The sequence below is a fragment of the Streptomyces sp. NPDC059718 genome, from assembly GCF_042733315.1.
Classification (GTDB): domain Bacteria; phylum Actinomycetota; class Actinomycetes; order Streptomycetales; family Streptomycetaceae; genus Actinacidiphila.
Map to the genome: position 1 here is coordinate 1 of NZ_JBHWGA010000006.1, position 18,501 is coordinate 18,501.

18 protein-coding genes are annotated in these 18,501 nt (G+C 70.4%); 14 read left to right on the plus strand and 4 right to left on the minus strand.

The genetic code is table 11. The annotated features are described in order from the left end of the window. Positions 1-431: 431 nt before the first annotated feature. Together ACFV3E_RS09130 and ACFV3E_RS09135 are read right to left on the minus strand one after the other, a co-directional pair. Positions 432-1,103 (minus strand): response regulator, encoded by a 672-nt coding sequence (locus ACFV3E_RS09130; protein WP_500370435.1) that lies wholly within the window; start codon positions 1,101-1,103, stop codon positions 432-434. A gap of 16 nt (positions 1,104-1,119) precedes the next feature. Then, on the minus strand, positions 1,120-1,971 hold the full coding sequence (locus ACFV3E_RS09135; protein WP_500534121.1) for a RecB family exonuclease: 852 nt from the start codon (positions 1,969-1,971) through the stop codon (positions 1,120-1,122). 97 nt (positions 1,972-2,068) lie between these two features. Here ACFV3E_RS09135 and ACFV3E_RS09140 point away from each other — a divergent pair, with 97 nt between their 5' ends. The 3 genes from ACFV3E_RS09140 to ACFV3E_RS09150 all read left to right on the plus strand — a co-directional run bounded on the left by ACFV3E_RS09140 (position 2,069) and on the right by ACFV3E_RS09150 (position 5,391). Further along, positions 2,069-3,301, plus strand: a complete 1,233-nt coding sequence (locus ACFV3E_RS09140; RefSeq protein ID WP_500534122.1) for a site-2 protease family protein — start codon at positions 2,069-2,071, stop codon at positions 3,299-3,301. Between the two features lie 431 nt (positions 3,302-3,732). Then, positions 3,733-4,641 (plus strand): tRNA (adenine-N1)-methyltransferase, encoded by a 909-nt coding sequence (locus ACFV3E_RS09145; protein ID WP_499510939.1) that lies wholly within the window; start codon positions 3,733-3,735, stop codon positions 4,639-4,641. Between the two features lie 162 nt (positions 4,642-4,803). Continuing rightward, positions 4,804-5,391: a hypothetical protein gene (locus tag ACFV3E_RS09150; protein ID WP_500534123.1), complete on the plus strand. Its 588-nt coding sequence runs from the start codon at positions 4,804-4,806 to the stop codon at positions 5,389-5,391. Between the two features lie 4 nt (positions 5,392-5,395). On the opposite strand, the gene ACFV3E_RS09155 is transcribed toward ACFV3E_RS09150, so the two are convergent. Beyond that, positions 5,396-5,686: a ferredoxin gene (locus ACFV3E_RS09155; RefSeq protein WP_450386264.1), complete on the minus strand. Its 291-nt coding sequence runs from the start codon at positions 5,684-5,686 to the stop codon at positions 5,396-5,398. Between the two features lie 240 nt (positions 5,687-5,926). On the opposite strand from ACFV3E_RS09155, the gene arc reads away from it, so the two are divergent. The 6 genes from arc to prcA all read left to right on the plus strand — a co-directional run bounded on the left by arc (position 5,927) and on the right by prcA (position 12,021). Then, positions 5,927-7,693, plus strand: coding sequence for a proteasome ATPase (gene arc / locus ACFV3E_RS09160; protein WP_500370438.1), 1,767 nt, complete (start codon positions 5,927-5,929; stop codon positions 7,691-7,693). 207 nt (positions 7,694-7,900) lie between these two features. Continuing rightward, positions 7,901-9,412: a depupylase/deamidase Dop gene (gene dop, locus ACFV3E_RS09165; protein ID WP_499510936.1), complete on the plus strand. Its 1,512-nt coding sequence runs from the start codon at positions 7,901-7,903 to the stop codon at positions 9,410-9,412. Between the two features lie 136 nt (positions 9,413-9,548). Next, positions 9,549-9,767 carry a ubiquitin-like protein Pup gene (locus ACFV3E_RS09170; RefSeq protein WP_354798988.1) on the plus strand — a complete coding sequence of 73 codons (219 nt, stop codon included), beginning with the start codon at positions 9,549-9,551 and terminating at the stop codon, positions 9,765-9,767. A 9-nt stretch (positions 9,768-9,776) separates the two neighbouring features. After that, the gene (locus tag ACFV3E_RS09175; protein WP_500534124.1) at positions 9,777-10,367 is read left to right on the plus strand and encodes an endonuclease VII domain-containing protein; all 591 of its coding nucleotides are present in this window, start codon (positions 9,777-9,779) and stop codon (positions 10,365-10,367) included. Further along, positions 10,319-11,164: a proteasome subunit beta gene (gene prcB, locus ACFV3E_RS09180; protein WP_500370440.1), complete on the plus strand. Its 846-nt coding sequence runs from the start codon at positions 10,319-10,321 to the stop codon at positions 11,162-11,164. Before ACFV3E_RS09175 ends, prcB begins: the two co-directional genes overlap by 49 nt. Positions 11,165-11,214: 50 nt before the next feature. Beyond that, positions 11,215-12,021, plus strand: coding sequence for a proteasome subunit alpha (gene prcA / locus ACFV3E_RS09185; protein WP_500534125.1), 807 nt, complete (start codon positions 11,215-11,217; stop codon positions 12,019-12,021). Between the two features lie 62 nt (positions 12,022-12,083). On the opposite strand, the gene ACFV3E_RS09190 is transcribed toward prcA, so the two are convergent. After that, positions 12,084-13,163 carry a LacI family DNA-binding transcriptional regulator gene (locus tag ACFV3E_RS09190; RefSeq protein WP_500534126.1) on the minus strand — a complete coding sequence of 360 codons (1,080 nt, stop codon included), beginning with the start codon at positions 13,161-13,163 and terminating at the stop codon, positions 12,084-12,086. 49 nt (positions 13,164-13,212) lie between these two features. On the opposite strand from ACFV3E_RS09190, the gene ACFV3E_RS09195 reads away from it, so the two are divergent. The 5 genes from ACFV3E_RS09195 to ACFV3E_RS09215 all read left to right on the plus strand — a co-directional run bounded on the left by ACFV3E_RS09195 (position 13,213) and on the right by ACFV3E_RS09215 (position 18,494). Next, the gene (locus ACFV3E_RS09195; RefSeq protein ID WP_500370442.1) at positions 13,213-14,460 is read left to right on the plus strand and encodes an MFS transporter; all 1,248 of its coding nucleotides are present in this window, start codon (positions 13,213-13,215) and stop codon (positions 14,458-14,460) included. Between the two features lie 9 nt (positions 14,461-14,469). Then, positions 14,470-15,831: a Pup--protein ligase gene (gene pafA / locus ACFV3E_RS09200; RefSeq protein ID WP_499510930.1), complete on the plus strand. Its 1,362-nt coding sequence runs from the start codon at positions 14,470-14,472 to the stop codon at positions 15,829-15,831. Positions 15,832-15,943: 112 nt separating this feature from the next. Beyond that, entirely contained in the window at positions 15,944-16,930 is a 987-nt protein-coding gene (locus tag ACFV3E_RS09205) for an FKBP-type peptidyl-prolyl cis-trans isomerase (protein WP_500372793.1), read from the plus strand. 39 nt (positions 16,931-16,969) lie between these two features. Continuing rightward, positions 16,970-17,341, plus strand: a complete 372-nt coding sequence (locus ACFV3E_RS09210) for an FKBP-type peptidyl-prolyl cis-trans isomerase (protein WP_499510929.1) — start codon at positions 16,970-16,972, stop codon at positions 17,339-17,341. A 181-nt stretch (positions 17,342-17,522) separates the two neighbouring features. Then, positions 17,523-18,494 (plus strand): helix-turn-helix transcriptional regulator, encoded by a 972-nt coding sequence (locus ACFV3E_RS09215; protein WP_500370443.1) that lies wholly within the window; start codon positions 17,523-17,525, stop codon positions 18,492-18,494. Positions 18,495-18,501 lie beyond the last annotated feature (7 nt).

Below are 18,501 nucleotides of genomic sequence, written 5' to 3' on the forward strand. Positions count from 1 at the left end.
GTCGCCGACGACGTCCCGATCATCCCGCTGTGGCAGGGCAAGCAGTACGTGGTGTCCAAGGACAACATCAACGGCCTGGAGTGGACCCTCGACCCCTCCACCATCTTCCGCTTCTGGGAGATCCAGAAGGGCGCCTCGACCTCCTAGGCCGTGTCGTCACATGCCCGCCTGCCCCGCGACGCCTGGTACGGCACCTCGCTGCGTTGTCGAATCGTCCGAGTAGCCCACTACGAGGACGACTCTCCGCCTTGCGATGCACCGCACCTGGGGGTGCCTCCCAGCGGAGCTGGGGGAGCCGCTGGGCCCGCCCTTCGGGCGGTGGGGGCACCTCCCAGCGGTAGCTGGGGGAGCTCATGTGACGACACGGCCTAGCCGCCACCCGGTCCGGGCCGCCCGGTCCGGACCGCGACGCGACGAACGCCCCGGGGACGCTACTGCGCCCCGGGGCGCACCAGTCCGCTCTCGTACGCGTACACCGCCGCCTGCACCCGGTCGCGCAGCGCCAGCTTCGTCAGCACATGCCCCACGTGGGTCTTCACCGTCGTCTCGCTCACGAACAGCTCCGCGGCGATCTCCGCGTTCGACAGGCCCCGCGCCACCAGCTTCAGCACCTCGACCTCCCGGTCGGTGAGGGTGTGCAGCGCCTGCGGCACCGGCTCCTCACCCGACGGCAGCCGTCCCGCGTACTTGTCCAGCAGACGCCGCGTGATGCTCGGCGCGAGCATCGCCTCACCCGCCGCGACGACCCGGATCGCCTGCACCAGCTCGTGCGCCGGAGCGTCCTTCAGCAGGAAGCCGCTCGCCCCCGCGCGCAGCGCCTCCACCACGTACTCGTCCAGATCGAACGTGGTCAGCACCAGCACCTTCGCCGGACCGTCCCGGCCCGGTCCGGTGATCTGCCGGGTCGCCTCCACCCCGTCCATCCGCGGCATGCGGATGTCCATCAGCACCACGTCGGGCTGCAGCACCCGCACCTGCTCCAGGGCCTGCTGGCCGTCCCCCGCCTCGCCGACCACCGCCAGATCGCCCTCGGCCTCCAGGATCATCCGGAAGCCCGTGCGCAGCAGCGGCTGGTCGTCCACCAACAGGACGCGAATAGCCACAAGATCTCCTTCGCCCTCAGGACTCCCCATTCTTCCCCACCACGGGCAGCGGATACGGTGGGGGAGTCCCCCCGAAAGAGGGGCACACCGCCCGGTGGTCGCACCAGTCGCACAACCGGCTCGGCCGCGGCCGCCAGTCACCCGACTCCGTGGCCCGCGTGATCGCCTCCCACAGGGCCTCCAGCTTCCGGCCCACCGCCCGCAGCTCACCCTCCGACGGGTCGTACGTCAGCACCTCGCCGCTGCCCAGGTAGACCAACTGCAGCCGGCGCGGCACCACGCCCCGCAGCCGCCACAGCACCAGCGCGTAGAACTTCATCTGGAACAGCGCCTCGTCCGCGTACTCGGGGCGCGGCGCCTTGCCGGTCTTGTAGTCCACCACCCGCAGGTCGCCCGAGGCCGCCGCGACGTCCAGACGGTCCACGTAACCGCGCAGCGTCAGCCCGGACTCCAGCTCCGTCTCCACGTACAGCTCGCGCTCGGCCGGCTCCAGCCGCGTCGGGTCCTCCAGCGAGAACCACCGCTCGACCAGCCGCGCCGCCTCCTCCAGCCACTCCGCCAGCCCCTGCCCGTCCGCCGCGGCGAACAGCTCCGACAGCTCCGGACGCTCCTCCAGCAACCGCTGCCACTGGCCCGGCACCATCGCCCGGGCCCGGTCCGCCGTCCGCTCCGCCGCCGGCACGTCGAAGAGGCGCTCCAGCACCGCGTGCACCACCGTGCCCCGCGTCGCGGCCTGGCTCGGCTTCTCCGGCAGCTTGTCGATCACCCGCAGCCGGTACAGCAGCGGACACCGCATGAAGTCGGCGGCGCGCGACGGCGACAGGGAGGACGGCGGCCTCGGAGGAACGGCTTCGGTGCTGGTGCCCATGGCAGGACCCTACGGGGTGGCGCCGACAGCCGGTGTCGGGTCCCCGCAACCGGGCAATACCATCGACGTCGGAGCGTCAGCGACACGAGGGGAACCAGTGAGCGAGAGCCAGCAGCCGCCGCCGGGCGGCGAGAGGACTCCCGGACCCGACGACGGGCCCGCCAAACGTCCCCCGGGACCCGGCGGCGGCATCCTCATGGGCCGCTTCTTCGGCGTGCCCGTCTACGTCGCACCCAGCTGGTTCCTCGTCGCGGCCCTCATCACCTGGGTGTTCGGCGGACAGCTCGACCGCGTCCTGCCCGAACTCGGCGGCGCCCGCTACCTCGTCTCGCTCTTCTTCGCGGTCGCCTTCTACGCCTCCGTGCTGGTCCACGAACTCGCCCACACCGTCGCCGCCCTCCGCTTCGAGCTGCCCGTGCGCCGCATCCAGCTGCAGTTCTTCGGCGGCGTCTCCGAGATCGAGAAGGAGTCCGAGACCCCCGGGCGCGAATTCGTGCTCGCCTTCGTCGGCCCGCTGCTCTCCCTCGTCCTCGCCGGGGTCTTCTACCTCGGCATGTACGGCGTCGACCCCGACACCGTCCCCGGCGTCCTCCTCGCCGGACTCATGATCAGCAACCTGCTCGTGGCCGTCTTCAACCTGCTGCCCGGCCTGCCCCTCGACGGCGGCCGGATGCTCCGCGCCGTCATCTGGAAGATCAGCGGCAAGGCCATGACCGGCACCGTCGCCGCCGCCTGGACCGGCCGCGCCCTGGCCATCGCCGTCCTCGTCGGGCTGCCCCTGCTCTCGTACGCCGGCGGCATGAGCGAGGGCGGCGACGGCGCCACCGGCTTCGACTCCCTCACCGACGCCCTGCTCGCGGCCATCCTCGCCGCCATCATCTGGACCGGCGCGGGCAACAGCCTGCGCATGGCGAGGCTCCGCGAGCACCTGCCCGAACTCCAGGCCCGCACGCTCACCCGGCGCGCCCTGCCGGTCTCCTCCGACACCCCGCTGTCCGAGGCCCTGCGCCGGGCCAACGAGGCCGGCGCCCGCGCCCTCGTCGTCGTCGACGGCCAGGGCACCCCCACCGCGGTCGTCCGCGAGGCCGCCATCGTCGGCGTCCCCGAACACCGCCGCCCCTGGGTCGCCGTCTCCGGCCTCGCCCAGGACCTCAAGCCCGGCATGAAGGTCTCCGCGGAACTCGCCGGCGAGGACCTCCTGGACACCCTGCGTGCCACCCCGGCCACGGAGTACCTCGTCATCGAGAACTCCGGCGAGGTCTACGGCGTCCTGTCCACCGCCGACGTCGAAAAAGCCTTCCTCGCCGCCATGGCCCGGCCCTCTTCTTGAGGGCTCGGTTCGCCTCCGGGGCGCTCCCCTTTTCAAGGCTTGGTTCGCCTCTGGGGCGCTCCCCTTTTTCAAGGCTCGGTTCGCCTCCGTGGCGCCCTCTGCACCTGTCGACGGTCGACCATGCTCGGCTCCTCGTCCCTCGGAGCCTGCGCGTGCTCTCCCTTTCGACAGGCGCGCGCCCCTTCGGCTCACTCGCGGGGCGTGCGTGGGCGCCGTCCAGGCCTACCGGGCCGGCGCGGACGCCCCAATGGTTCGCGCCGGTGCCGAAGGGGCGCGGACGGTGTCGAAAGGGTGGGGGCACCGCCCGGCGGTAGCCGGGGGAGCGCGGAGGTCGCGAGGAACGAGTGACAGAGCACGGTCGACTGTCGACGCCGTCTTGAGCGCCCCGGAGGCGAACCGAGCCCCAAAAAAACACCGGTAGGCTTGTCCGCATGTCCGAACCGACCGGTGCCGCCCGCCGACGCGGGCCCTTCAAGGTCGGGGACCAGGTCCAGCTCACCGATCCCAAGGGACGCCACTACACGTTCACGCTCGAGGCCGGGAAGAACTTCCATACCCACAAGGGTTCCTTCCCCCACGACGAGCTGATCGGTGCCCCCGAGGGCAGTGTGGTCCGAACCACGGGAAACGTCGCCTATCTCGCGCTGCGCCCCCTGCTCCCCGACTACGTCCTGTCCATGCCCCGCGGCGCCGCCGTGGTCTACCCCAAGGACGCGGGGCAGATCCTGTCGATGGCCGACATCTTCCCCGGCGCACGCGTCGTGGAGGCAGGCGTCGGCTCCGGCTCGCTCAGCATGTTCCTGCTGCGCGCCGTCGGCGACCAGGGGATGCTGCACTCCTACGAGCGCCGCGCCGACTTCGCCGAGATCGCCACCCAGAACGTGGAACGCTACTTCGGCGGCCCGCACCCCGCGTGGCAGCTCACCGTCGGCGACCTCCAGGACAACCTCAGCGACGCCGACGTCGACCGGGTCATCCTCGACATGCTCGCCCCCTGGGAGTGCCTGGAGGCCGTCTCCAAGGCGCTGGTCCCCGGCGGCATCCTCTGCGCCTACGTGGCCACCACCACCCAGCTCGCCCGCACCGTCGAGGCGATCCGCGAGCACGGCACGTTCAACGAGCCGTCCGCCTGGGAGACCATGGTCCGCACCTGGCACATCGAGGGCCTGGCCGTGCGCCCCGACCACCGCATGATCGGGCACACCGGCTTCCTGCTCACCGCCCGCCGTCTCGCCGACGGCGTCGAGCCCCCCATGCGGCGCAGGCGCCCCGCGCCCGGAGCGTACGGCGAGGACTACACCGGCCCGGGCGGCGGCAAGCCGGCCACCGGCGGAGCGTAACCACCCGACCCCGAAGCGCCGTCGCCGGCAAGACCGGCGGCGGCGCTTCGTCACACCCCCGCGGACATCTCCCGAAACACGGGCCCCGGTCGTACCAACTGACTGTGACCTGTGGCACCATGCTGGCCACCCCGCTCGACCAACTCCACAGGAGACAGGCGCGTGCAGCCATCCGCAGGGCCGGCCCTTCCGCACACCCGAGCCCGCTCGGTGCACTGGATCACGACCGCCGCGGTGATCGCCGCCGTCATAGGCAGCGCCGCGCTCGTGCAGCCCGCCGGCGCCTCCACGGGCAGGCCCGCCGCGGACGCCAGGACCGGCAAGCCCGCGCCCGCCGCCGTCGCGCCCCCGGACCCCCGTGCCGCGCACTTCCCCCTGGAATGCGCCGGGGCGCCCGTGGACGTCGTGGACCAGGCCTCGGGAGACCTCGACGGGGACGGCCGCCCCGAGACCGTCGCCGTCGTCCGCTGCCACTCCGAGACCGGCACCCCGCCCAGTGGCCTGTACGTGCTGTCGGCGGACCCCGCCACAGGCTCCGCCCCGCGCATCGTCGAGACCCTCGTCGATCCCAAGGAGCAGCGCAGCTTCAAGGACCTGAAGATCGACGGCCGCACCGTGCGGGCCACCGTGCTCGGCTACTCCACCGACGACGTGCCCCGTTGCTGCCCCGACCAGATGCGCGACTACAGCTGGGAATGGAGGTCCGGGACCTACTACGAGATCCCAGGACCGCTCGCGAACAGCGTGTGACAGATCACTCCGCGTCGGGTCCGTACAGTTCTACACTGTCCGAAACCCGACGCACATGAATACAGTCGCCAGGGCAGTCCCTGGCCGAATCCACCACATCGGTCAACAACGGCAGGGGAACCGGGACCGTCGCCCCGGGTGCCTGACGGAGTTCGTCGTCGTCGCCCTTGACGTAGGCGAGCCCGTCGATGTCCAGCTCGAAGACCTCGGGCGCGTACTGCACACAGATGCCGTCCCCGGTGCACAGGTCCTGATCGATCCAGACCTCAAGCGCCTCGACGACTTCCTCGCTCACCGCAACCTCGCCTGCCGTTCATCGTTCGGGAAGGGACAGCCCTTGACGGGCGTTGACCGGACCGACGATACAACCGGCCGCTTTCGGATGGTGATGGCTGGGTATCTCCCTGGCGGGAGGACGTGCGCAAGGGTGAAGATCGGACACACCCAGGACGTCTTTGTGATCTAGGGGTTTCAACCCCTACTGGCCCAGGTAGGGTCTGGAAGCGTCCAGCTCCCCTTGGAGGAGGTGAGGACCGTGGCGGCCCACGACGACGACATCAACCGTGGCGGCCGACCCGCTCGTGGATCGGAAGACCCCATGAGCCAGGTCGCCTTTCTTGAGCAGGAGATCGCCGTCCTGCGACGTAAGCTCGCCGACTCTCCGCGGCACACGAGGATTCTCGAGGAGCGGATCGTCGAGCTGCAGACCAACCTGGCAGGCGTGTCCGCTCAGAACGAGCGGCTGGCCAACACCCTCCGCGAGGCCCGCGACCAGATCGTGGCCCTCAAGGAAGAGGTGGACCGGCTCGCACAGCCCCCTGCCGGATTCGGTGTGTTCCTGCAGGCGAACGAGGACGAGACGGCCGACATCTTCACCGGCGGCCGCAAGCTGCGGGTGAACGTCAGCCCGTCCGTCGAACTCGACGACCTCCGGCGCGGCCAGGAAGTCATGCTCAACGAGGCGCTCAACGTGGTCGAGGCCATGGAGTTCGAGCGCATCGGAGACATCGTCACCCTCAAGGAGATCCTCGAGGACGGCGAGCGGGCCCTGGTCATCGGGCACACGGACGAGGAGCGGGTGGTGCGGCTCGCCGAGCCGCTGCTGGACGGCACCCTCCGCGCCGGCGACGCGCTGCTGCTCGAACCGCGCTCCGGGTACGTCTACGAGCGGGTCCCCAAGAGCGAGGTCGAAGAGCTCGTCCTCGAAGAGGTCCCCGACATCGACTACCGCCAGATCGGCGGCCTCAGCAACCAGATCGAGCAGATCCGCGACGCCGTCGAACTGCCCTACCTGCACGCCGAGCTGTTCAAGGAGTACGAGCTCCGCCCGCCCAAGGGCGTGCTCCTCTACGGCCCGCCCGGCTGCGGCAAGACGCTCATCGCCAAGGCCGTCGCCAACTCCCTTGCCAAGAAGGTCGCCGAAGTCACCGGGCAACCCCAGGGCAAGAGCTACTTCCTGAACATCAAGGGCCCCGAGCTGCTCAACAAGTACGTCGGCGAGACCGAGCGGCAGATCCGGCTGGTCTTCCAGCGCGCACGCGAGAAGGCCAGCGAGGGCACCCCCGTCATCGTCTTCTTCGACGAGATGGAATCCCTCTTCCGGACCCGCGGCTCCGGCGTCAGCTCGGACGTGGAGAACACCATCGTCCCCCAGCTGCTCGCCGAGATCGACGGCGTCGAGGGCCTGGAGAACGTCATCGTCATCGGCGCCTCCAACCGCGAGGACATGATCGACCCCGCGATCCTGCGGCCCGGCCGCCTGGACGTGAAGATCAAGATCGAGCGGCCGGACGCCGAGGCGGCCAAGGACATCTTCTCCAAGTACCTGGTGACGACCCTCCCGCTGCACGGCGAGGACCTCTCCGAGCACGGCGGCTCGCCCGGGGCCACCGTCGAGGCCATGATCCAGTCCGTGGTCGAGCGGATGTACTCCGAGTCCGAGGAGAACCGCTTCCTGGAGGTCACCTACGCCAACGGTGACAAGGAAGTCCTCTACTTCAAGGACTTCAACTCCGGCGCCATGATCCAGAACATCGTGGACCGGGCCAAGAAGATGGCGATCAAGGCCTTCCTCGACCACAACCAGCGGGGCCTGCGCGTCTCCCACCTGCTCGCCGCCTGCGTGGACGAGTTCAAGGAGAACGAGGACCTGCCCAACACCACCAACCCGGACGACTGGGCCCGCATCTCCGGAAAGAAGGGCGAGCGGATCGTCTTCATCCGCACCCTCGTCACCGGCAAGCAGGGTGCCGACACCGGTCGCTCCATCGACACCGTCGCCAACACGGGCCAGTACCTGTAACACGCGACCACCCTCCGGCTGCGGGTGCCCACGCAGGGGCACCCGCAGCCGGAGCATTTCACCCCGGCACCACCCAGGAAAGCGCGTAATGATCTCCCCACCACCGCCATCGCGTTCTAGGCTCAGCGGTACCGCACGAGGGCCAATTGCGAAGCGGTACTTGAGCGACCGGCCCAGCACGGGCCGCAGCCGGGCAAGGAGGGCCGCATGACCGTACGGCGAGTAATGGGCATCGAGACGGAGTACGGGATCTCCGTTCCGGGCCACCCGAACGCCAATGCCATGCTCACCTCGTCCCAGGTCGTCAACGCCTACGCGGCGGCGATGCACCGGGCGCGCCGCGCCCGCTGGGACTTCGAGGAGGAGAACCCACTGCGGGACGCCCGCGGCTTCGACCTCGCCCGAGAAGCCGCGGACACCAGCCAGCTCACCGACGAGGACATCGGCCTGGCCAATGTCATCCTCACCAACGGAGCCCGGCTCTACGTCGACCACGCCCACCCCGAGTACAGCGCCCCGGAGGTCACCAACCCCCGCGACGCCGTCCTGTGGGACAAGGCCGGCGAGCGCATCATGGCCGAAGCCGCCGAGCGCGCCGCCCAGCTCCCGGGCGCCCAGCCCATCCACCTGTACAAGAACAACACCGACAACAAAGGCGCGTCCTACGGCACCCACGAGAACTACCTGATGAAGCGGGAGACCCCCTTCTCGGACATCGTGCGGCACCTCACGCCCTTCTTCGTCTGCCGCCAGGTCGTCACCGGAGCCGGCCGCGTCGGAATCGGCCAGGACGGCCACGAGCACGGCTTCCAGATCAGCCAGCGCGCCGACTACTTCGAGGTCGAGGTAGGCCTGGAGACCACCCTCAAACGGCCCATCATCAACACCCGCGACGAGCCGCACGCCGACGCCGAGAAGTACCGCCGACTGCACGTGATCATCGGCGACGCGAACCTGTCGGAGATCTCCACCTACCTCAAGCTCGGCACCACCGCCCTGGTGCTGTCGATGATCGAGGACGGCTTCATCAACGTCGACCTCGCCGTCGACCAGCCCGTCCGCACCCTCCACCAGGTCAGCCACGACCCCACGCTGCGCCGGCTGATCACCCTGCGCAGCGGCCGGACACTGACCGCCGTCCAGCTCCAGATGGAGTACTGCGAACTCGCCCGCAAGTACGTGGAGGACCGCTTCGGCACCGACGCCGACGACCAGACCAAGGACGTCCTCGGCCGGTGGGAGGACGTGCTCAACCGGCTCGAGGGCGACCCCATGAGCCTCGCCGGCGAACTGGACTGGATCGCCAAGCGCGAGCTCCTCGAGGGCTACCGGCGCCGCGACTCCCTGGGCTGGGACGCCGCGCGGCTCCACCTCGTCGACCTCCAGTACGCCGACGTGCGCCCCGAGAAGGGCCTCTACAACCGCCTGGAGGCCCGCGGCCGCATCCAGCGGCTGGTGACCGAGGACGAGGTCGTCCGGGCCATGAGCAAGCCCCCGGAGGACACCCGCGCCTACTTCCGCGGCCGCTGCCTGGAGCAGTACGCGGACGACGTCGCGGCGGCCTCCTGGGACTCCGTGATCTTCGACCTCCCCGGCCGGGACTCGCTGCAGCGCGTCCCCACCCTGGAGCCGCTGCGGGGCACCCGCAACCACGTCAAGGAGCTGCTGGACCGCTGTCGCACCGCGGAGGAGCTGGTGCGGATCCTGTCGGGCGGCTGAGCAGGGCTGAAATCCGTCCGAACCGGGAATCATCGGGGTGGCCCCCGGACGTTGGGCAATACCGGGGGCCGAAGTCAGACCCTCCTTGTAGGGTCTGATCTTGTAGGACATGGACACCGAGCGGGGTGAGGGACACATGGCTACCAAGGACACCGGCGGCGGGCAGCAGAAGGCCACGCGTTCGACCGAGGAGGTCGAGGAGACCGCGCAGGACGCGCAGGCCGCCTCCGACCTCAAGGAGCGGCAGGAGAAGCTGTCGGACGACGTGGACTCCGTGCTGGACGAGATCGATGACGTCCTCGAGGAGAACGCGGAGGATTTCGTGCGCTCCTTCGTTCAGAAGGGTGGACAGTAGTCCACATCCATGAACGAGGGGGGCGTGAAGCGGTGCTCTCGGTGCAAGCAACTGCTGCCGTGTGAGGCGTTCGCCAAGAACAGGGCGTCGCGCGACGGTCTCCAGGCCTACTGCCGGGAGTGCTGGGCCGCATACCACCAGCAGAGGCAGTTGGCGAGAGGGAAGAACGTACGGCCGCGAGTGCTTGTGCCCGTCGGGCACAAGCACTGCCGTCGTTGCGGGGAGACCAAGCCGCACAGCGAGTGGGACCGCAACAGCAGCGCGTCGGACGGCCTGTCGAGCCGGTGCAAGTCGTGCCGGGCGGTGGAGGGCCGGGTCGGCCATCTGAAGCGCAAGTACGGGATGACCGAGGCCGAGCGGGACGCCATGGTCACCGAGCAGTTCGGCATTTGCTGCATTTGTTTGGACGCCCCGGCCGAACATGTGGATCACGACCACGGGACGGGTAGGGTCCGTGGCGTACTGTGCTTCAGCTGCAACGCCGCGCTGGGGCAGTTCAAGGATCGGCCCGACGTCATACGGCGGGCGGCCGCATACGTGGAAGGAAACGTGTGGAAGCCAACACTCGTAGCACCGGGCGTCTACCAGCTGCCTTCCTGACGCCTGGCTCGTCCTCGTTCGTGGACTTCCTGGGGGCGCACGCGCCGGGGATGCTCCCGGGCAACCGCACCCTGCCCGCCGTGAAGGGGGCCGTGGAGCTGCCGCACGGCACGACGATCGTGGCGGCGGCCTTCCCCGGCGGTGTGGTGCTCGCCGGTGACCGGCGGGCCACGATGGGCAACGTCATCGCCCAGCGGGACATCGAGAAGGTGTTCCCGGCCGACGAGTACTCGGCGGTCGGCATCGCGGGCACGGCGGGCCTGGCGGTGGAGATGGTCAAGCTGTTCCAGCTGGAGCTGGAGCACTACGAGAAGATCGAGGGCGCCACGCTCTCCCTGGAGGGCAAGGCGAACCGCCTGTCGACCATGATCCGGGGGAACCTGGGGATGGCGCTGCAGGGGCTGGCGGTGGTGCCGCTGTTCGCCGGCTACGACACGGACCGTGAGAAGGGGCGGATCTTCTCGTACGACGTGACAGGTGGCCGTTCGGAGGAGCACGGTTTCGCGGCGACGGGTTCGGGTTCGGTGTTCGCGCGGGGCTCGATGAAGAAGCTGTACAAGCCGGATCTCACGGAGTCGCAGACGGCGACGCTGGTGATCCAGGCGCTGTACGACGCGGCGGACGACGACTCGGCGACCGGTGGCCCGGATCTGGGGCGGCGGATCTTCCCGATCGTCACGGTCATCACCGACGAGGGCTTCCGCAAGCTGACCGAGGCCGAGACGTCGGAGATCGTCCGGGCCGTCCACGAGCGGCGGCTGGAGCTGCCGGACGGCCCGCGGGCCGGGCTGCTCTGACCTGGTCGTCCGAGATGCACTCGCTACTGACAGAAAGGGACGGATAGCCGGTGTCGACGCCGTTCTATGTCTCACCCCAGCAGGCCATGGCCGACCGTGCCGAGTTCGCCCGCAAGGGCATCGCGCGCGGGCGCAGCGTCGTCGTGCTGCAGTACACCGACGGCATCGTCTTCATCGCCGAGAACCCGTCCCGTGCCCTGCACAAGGTCAGTGAGATCTACGACCGGATCGCCTTCGCGGCGGTGGGGAAGTACAACGAGTTCGAGAACCTGCGGATCGGTGGTGTGCGTTACGCCGACCTGCGGGGTTACACCTATGACCGGGACGACGTGACCGCGCGCGGCCTGGCGAACGTGTACGCGCAGACGCTGGGCACGATCTTCTCGAGCGTGGGGGAGAAGCCCTACGAGGTGGAGCTGATCGTCGCGGAGGTGGGCGCGGACCCCTCCGAGGACCAGATCTACCGGTTGCCGCACGACGGTTCGATCGTCGACGAGCATGGTGCGGTGGCGGTCGGTGGCAACTCGGACCAGATCGGCAGTTACCTGGACCAGCGGCACCGTGACGGCATGACGCTGGCGGAGGCGCTGAAGCTGGCGGTGGAGTCGCTGAGCCGGGACAACAACGGCAGTGACCGGCAGCTCACGGCGGAGCAGCTGGAGGTCGCGGTGCTGGACCGTACACGGCCGCAGCAGCGCAAGTTCAAGCGGATCCTGGGCCGGCAGTTGTCGCGGTTGCTGGAGGGGGAGGGGGCGGCGCCGTCGGCGGAGAAGGCGGAGAAGCCGGAGAAGCCCGCTCCGCCTGCGGCTCCGGTGGAGGGGGACGACGACCTTCCGGAGTTGGACGAGGACGTGTGACGGGTTCCGGCCCGTTGCCGACGCCCCGGCCCGCCTGTGCGGCGGCCGGGGCGTCGGTCGTTTCAGGGGTGGCGTGGTGGGGCGGTGGAGCCGCGGACGACGAGCCGGACGGGGAGTTCGGTGCCGGTGGCGGGGCGGTCGGCGAGGGTGTCGAGGAGTGCGGTCATGCCTCCGGCGCCGACGGCGTCCGCGGGGAGGGTGACGGTGGTGAGTTCGGGTTCGACGGCGGTGGCGAGGGCGGAGTCGTCGTAGCCGGTGACGGAGACGTCGTGGGGGACGCGTAGTCCGTGGCGGCGCAGTGCCTTGCAGGCGCCGACGGCGAGGACGTCGTCGTCGCAGATGAGGGCGGTGGGGGGTGGGCCGGGCCGGGTGAGGAGGCGTTCGGTGGCCCGGCGGGCGTCCTCGTAGGTGAGCGGGGAGCGTTCGGTGGGCGGGGTGGTGCCGAGGGCGTCGGCGAGGGCCTGGGCGCGTTCGTGGAAGGTCCAGGTGTCGATGTCGGCGGCGAGGTGCGCGATGCCCAAGGGGTGGTGGCCGAGGCCGAGGACGTGCCGGGTGATCTGGCGCATGCCGTCGGCGATGGCGAGGTTGACGGTGGCGGCGGGGCCGGGTGCGGCGGGGTCGGTGTCGAGCATGACGAGGGGGAGTCCGCCGTCGCCGATGGCGGCGAGGGCGTCGGCGGCCATGGAGGAGGCGATGATGCCGTCGAGGGCGGCGCGGGCGGAGCCGAAGGGGTCGCGGGCGGGGCCGACGCCTTCGGGGGAGGGGTAGAGGACGACGCCGAAGCCGTGGTCGTCGGCGACGCGGGCGGCGCCGGTGTAGACGCGGGCGAAGTACTCGTTGGTGAGGGTGGGCACGACCAGGAGCGCGGTGCGGGTGCGGCCGAGGCGGAGGTTGCGGGCGGCGAGGTTGGGCCGGTAGCCGAGGTCGCGGGCGGCGGTGCGGACGGTGTCGGCGGTGCGTTCGGAGACCCGGCCGCGCCATTTGTCGCCGAGGACGAGGGAGACGGTGGCCTGGGAGACGCCGGCGGCGCGTGCGACGTCGCGTGAGGTCGGGCGCGCTGTGTCGGTCACCGTGGGGGCCTCTTTCGGCTGGGTGGGCGGGTGGCGGCGGGGTGTGCGGCTGGACCGGTGGACTGGGCTCATGGTACGTATGACCCACGACGTTATACGTACAACTAGCAAAGGGGCGGGCATGGGGACCGGTTACGCGGACCTGCTGCGGGCCAGGCACGCGGTGCGGCTGCTGACCGGCACCCTGGTCGGCCGGCTGCCGAACGCGACGGCGGCCCTGGGCATCGTGCTGCTGACCCGCGCGCAGGGCGGCGACTTCGCCCTGGCGGGGGCGCTGTCGGCCGTCTACGGCCTCGCCAACGCGGTCGGGCAACCCTTGCTGGGGCGGGCGGTGGACCGCCTGGGGCAGCCGAGGGTGATGTTCCCGGCGGCGGTGGTCTCGGCCGTGGGCATGGCCGTCTTCGCGCTCTCCGGGCCCCGGCCGCTGCCCCTGGCGTACGCCGCGATGCTGGTCGCGGGCTTCTTCACCCCGCCCCTGGAGGGCGGGCTGCGGGCGCTGTGGCCGGGCGTGCTCAAGCGCGAGGACCGGATCCACGCGGCCTACGCGCTGGACGCGGCCGCGCAGGAGGTCATGTTCGCGGTCGGGCCGCTGCTGGTGACGCTGCTGGTGGCGGCGTTCTCGGAGACGGCGGCGCTGCTGTGGATCGCGGCGGTCGGTGTGGCGGGGGCGCTGAGCGTGGTCACCGCGCCGCCGTCGCGGGCGTGGCGGACGCAGCCGCGCACCCCGGACTGGCTGGGGCCGCTGCGCGCGCCGGGCCTGCGCGCGCTGGTCGGCTCGTTCTTCTTCGTGGGGCTGGCGCTGGGCTCGATCGCGGTGGCCGCGGTCGCGTACGCCGACGGCCACGGCGGCGGGATGGTCTCCAGCTACGTGCTGTCGGGGATCGGCGCCGGGGCGCTGGCCGGCGGGGTGTTCTACGGGGCGCGGCAGTGGGCCGGGGTCCCCGAGCGGCGGCTGCGGCTGCTGATGGCGGGTCTGGCCGTGTGCTACCTGCCGCTGGCGCTGGTGCCGGGTGTCGCGGCGATGTCGGGCCTGGCGGTGCTGGCGGGGTTGTTCCTGGCGCCCTCGCTGGCCTGCGCGTTCGTGGTGGTCGACCGGCACGCCCCGGTGGGCACGGTGACCGAGGCGTTCTCATGGATCGTCACCACGTTCGGGGTGGGCGCGGCGGTCGGCACGGCGGTCGCGGGACCGGCCGCGCAGTACGGTGGGACCGCGGCGGCCTTCGGCGTGGCGGGTGCCGGCGGGGTGGCGGCGCTGGTGGTGCTGCTGGCCAGTGGGCGCTACCTCACGGTTCCAAACCCGGCAAGCGGGACAGAAAAAGATCGAATCGCCGCGGTCGAACCCGGTTTGAGGTCCACGCATCAGGCGTAAGGTCTCATCATGGACCGCCGCATTTTCGGGCTGGAGAACGAGTACGGCGTCACGTGCACGTTCCGGGGACAGCGGCGTCTGTCCCCGGACGAGGTGGCGCGGTACCTCTTCCGCCGTGTCGTGTCATGGGGTCGCAGCAGCAACGTCTTCCTCCGCAACGGCGCCCGTCTCTACCTCGACGTGGGTTCGCACCCGGAGTACGCCACTCCCGAGTGCGACAACGTGACGGAACTCGTCACCCACGACAAGGCGGGGGAGCGCATCCTCGAGGGCCTCCTGGTGGACGCAGAACGGCGCCTGCACGAGGAGGGCATCGCGGGCGACGTCTACCTCTTCAAGAACAACACCGACTCCGCGGGGAACTCCTACGGGTGCCACGAGAACTACCTCGTCGCCCGGCACGGGGAGTTCTCCCGCCTCGCGGACATCCTCATCCCCTTCCTGGTCACCCGGCAGCTGCTGTGCGGCGCGGGCAAGGTGCTGCAGACCCCGCGTGGCGCGGTCTACTGCGTCAGTCAGCGCGCGGAGCACATCTGGGAGGGCGTCAGTTCCGCCACGACCCGCTCCCGGCCCATCATCAACACCCGGGACGAGCCGCACGCGGACGCCGAGCGCTACCGGCGGCTGCACGTCATCGTGGGCGACTCCAACATGTCCGAGACGACCATGCTGCTGAAGGTCGGCGCGACCGACCTGGTGCTGCGCATGATCGAGGCGGGCACCGTGATGCGGGACCTGACGCTGGAGAACCCGATCCGGGCGATCCGCGAGGTGTCGCACGACATAACGGGCCAGCGCAAGGTCCGTCTCGCCTCGGGCCGGGAGGCCTCGGCCCTGGAGATCCAGGAGGAGTACTACTCCAAGGCGGTGGACTTCTGCGACCGGCGCGGCATCCGCAGCGGTGTCATCGAACAGGTCCTCGAACTGTGGGGCCGGACCCTGGAGTCGATCGGCAGCGGTGACCTGGACAAGATCGGCACCGAGATCGACTGGGTGATGAAGTACCGCCTGATCGAGCGTTACCGGGCGCGGGACAACATCACGATGTCGCACCCGCGCATCGCGCAGATAGACCTCGCGTACCACGACATCCACCGCCGCCGCGGGTTGTACTACCTGCTGGAGAAGCGGGGTCAGGCCAAGCGGATCTGCAACGACCTGAAGATCTTCGAGGCCAAGTCCGTGCCCCCGCAGACGACGCGGGCGCGGCTGCGCGGCGACTTCATCCGCCGTGCCCAGGAGCAGCGGCGCGACTTCACCGTCGACTGGGTGCACCTGAAGCTCAACGACCAGGCGCAGCGCACGGTGCTGTGCAAGGACCCGTTCCGGTCGGTGGACGACCGGGTGGAGAAGCTCATCGCCGGTATGTAGCGGCGGTGGCACAGGCGACGCGGGGCCCCGTACGTGTTCGTACGGGGCCCCGCCCACGCCGTAGAGTGGCGCGCACGCCAGACAACGCAAGATCGACCTGATGGGGATCCCCGTGCGCCGACGCTCTCTTCTCCTCGCCGTCCCTGCCGGCCTGCTCACCCTCGCCGGCTGCGGTGACGACAAGTCCGGCAAGTCCGCGACCAGCGCCAGCCCGTCGGGTTCCGCCTCCGCGTCCGCGCCGGTGAAGATCGTGGACGGCCCGCTGCCGGACATCACCGCCGGTACGAAGTTCGGCGAGAAGCCGACGGTCGCCAAGGGACCGGGCCAGCCGAGCAAGGACCTGGCCGTCAAGACGGTGATCCAGGGCAACGGCACCACCGTCGCCTCGGGTGACTACCTCCAGGCGAACTACCTCGGGCAGATCTGGGACACGGCCAAGGTCTTCGACAACTCCTGGGACCGGGGCGCGCCGGCCATCTTCCCGATCGGCGTCGGGCGGGTCATCCAGGGCTGGGACAAGGCCCTGGTGGGCAAGAAGGTCGGCGACCGGGTGGAGCTGGCGATCCCCCCGAACCTGGGCTACGGCGAGCAGGGGCAGCCGGACGCCGGGATCAAGGGTACCGACACGCTGGTCTTCGTCGTCGACGTGGTGGACACCTTCAACGGCAAGAGCTCCGCCCAGGGCAAGGCCGTCCCGCAGAACGACGCCAAGCTGCCCAAGGTCGGCACCAACACCGACGGCCAGGCGCCCTCCATCGAGGTCCCCAAGACGGCCGCGCCTGCCAAGCTGGTCGCCAACTACGTGCTGGAGGGCGACGGCGCGGCGGTCAAGCCCACCGACACCCTGCTGCTGCAGTACAAGGGTGTGGTGTGGGACGGCGGCAAGGAGTTCGACTCCAGCTACAAGAACGGCCAGTTGGCCCAGTTCCCGCTGCAGCAGCTGATCAAGGGCTGGCAGGAGGGCCTGGTGGGCAAGAAGGTCGGCAGCCGCGTCATGCTCGTGGTGCCGCCGGACCTGGGCTACGGCGACAAGGCGCAGCCGGGCATTCCGGCCAAGTCCACGCTGGTGTTCAGCCTCGACATCCTCGCGGTGATGTAAGACTAAGCAGGTTGTCCGCACCTCTTTAGGAGCACGTACGTGAGCATCGAGAAGCCCGAGATCGACTTCCCCGGCGGTGAGCCGCCGGCCGAACTGGTGATCAGGGACATCTGGGAGGGCGAGGGCGCCGAGGCGAAGGCGGGTCAGAACGTCACCGTCCACTACGTCGGCGTGGCCTTCAGCACCGGCGAGGAGTTCGACGCCAGCTGGAACCGCAACTCTCCCTTCAGCTTCCCGCTGGGCGGCGGCCGGGTCATCAAGGGCTGGGACCAGGGCGTGCAGGGCATGAAGGTCGGCGGCCGTCGTGAGCTGACCATCCCCGCGCACCTGGCTTACGGCAACCAGAGCCCGAGCCCGCTCATCAAGCCGGGTGAGACGCTGATCTTCGTGGTGGACCTGCTGTCCGTCTGAGCGGCGTCCGGCCCGACCACGGCCCGGAGCCCCCGCCGACCGGCACCGCCGGCCCGGCGGGGGCTCCGTCGTGCGGTGGGCCGGCAGGGGCGGTCACCGGAACCGGCCTTCGCTTCAGCCACGCGGCCCGGTCGCGATAGGGTCTCGACGGAGAGCTGAACACGGAAGAAGGTTGCTTCGAGTGGCGATTGCCAAGGCCGAGCGGCTGATGAACCTGGCGCTGTGCCTGATGAACACCCGGCGCCCGGTCAGCAAGCGGGAGCTGCGCGCGTCCATCGAGGCGTACCACGAGATCGGCTCCGACGAGGCGTTCAACCGCATGTTCGAGCGCGACAAGGACGACCTGCGCGAGCTCGGCATGGTCATCGAGACGGTGGAGAGCCTCGACGGTGAGATCGGCTACCTCGCCCGCCGTGACCGCAACCGCCTCCCCGAGATCGCCCTGGACGCCGAGGAGGCCGCCGCGCTGAGCCTGGCCGCGAAGGTCTGGCAGCAGGCGCGCTTCGCCGAGGCCGCCAGCGGAGCCCTGCAGAAGCTGCGGGCCGCGGGCGTGCCCTTCCATGACGAGGGCGACGACGGCGCGCGGGAGGCGGCCGGGCACAGTGCCCTGGAGCCCCGCATCCCCACCCCCGAGCCGGCGTTCGAGCCGCTGATGGTCGCCACCCGTGAGCGCCGCCCCGTCTCCTTCGACTACCGCAAGGCCAACGCCGTGCGCCCCGAGCCCCGCCAGGTCGAGCCCTGGGCGCTGGAGTGCTGGCGCGGCCACTGGTACCTGGCCGGCTGGGACCGCGACCGGTCCGCCGTACGCGTCTTCCGGCTCTCCCGGATCACCGGCCGGGTCCGCACCCGCGGCGGCGCCTTCACCACCGAGGTGCCCGACCACGTCGACGTGCGCGCCGCCGTCGCCAGCTGGGCCGGGGAAGGCGCGACCGCGACCGCCAGGATCCGGCTGCGCCGCGACTCCGGGTACCCGCTGCGGGCCCGCGCGGTGGAGATACTGCCGGTCGACGCCGACTGGGACGAGCTGGAGATCCCGTACGGGCACGGACTGGACGCCTGGCTGGTGGAGTTCGGCCCGGACGTGGTCGTACTGGGGCCCGACGAGTTGCGGGCCGACGTCGTGGACCGGCTGCGTGCCGTCGCCAAGGGCTGAGCGGGGG

Bases quoted from the DNA above. Each gene is read 5' to 3' on its own strand.
- ACFV3E_RS09135 (WP_500534121.1), bottom strand. From the start codon at position 1,971: ATGGGCACCAGCACCGAAGCCGTTCCTCCGAGGCCGCCGTCCTCCCTG.
- ACFV3E_RS09145 (WP_499510939.1), top strand. From the start codon at position 3,733: ATGTCCGAACCGACCGGTGCCGCCCGCCGACGCGGGCCCTTCAAGGTC.
- dop (WP_499510936.1), top strand. From the start codon at position 7,901: ATGACCGTACGGCGAGTAATGGGCATCGAGACGGAGTACGGGATCTCC.
- ACFV3E_RS09170 (WP_354798988.1), top strand. From the start codon at position 9,549: ATGGCTACCAAGGACACCGGCGGCGGGCAGCAGAAGGCCACGCGTTCG.
- ACFV3E_RS09175 (WP_500534124.1), top strand. From the start codon at position 9,777: ATGAACGAGGGGGGCGTGAAGCGGTGCTCTCGGTGCAAGCAACTGCTG.
- ACFV3E_RS09190 (WP_500534126.1), bottom strand. From the start codon at position 13,163: ATGAGCCCAGTCCACCGGTCCAGCCGCACACCCCGCCGCCACCCGCCC.
- ACFV3E_RS09195 (WP_500370442.1), top strand. From the start codon at position 13,213: ATGGGGACCGGTTACGCGGACCTGCTGCGGGCCAGGCACGCGGTGCGG.
- pafA (WP_499510930.1), top strand. From the start codon at position 14,470: ATGGACCGCCGCATTTTCGGGCTGGAGAACGAGTACGGCGTCACGTGC.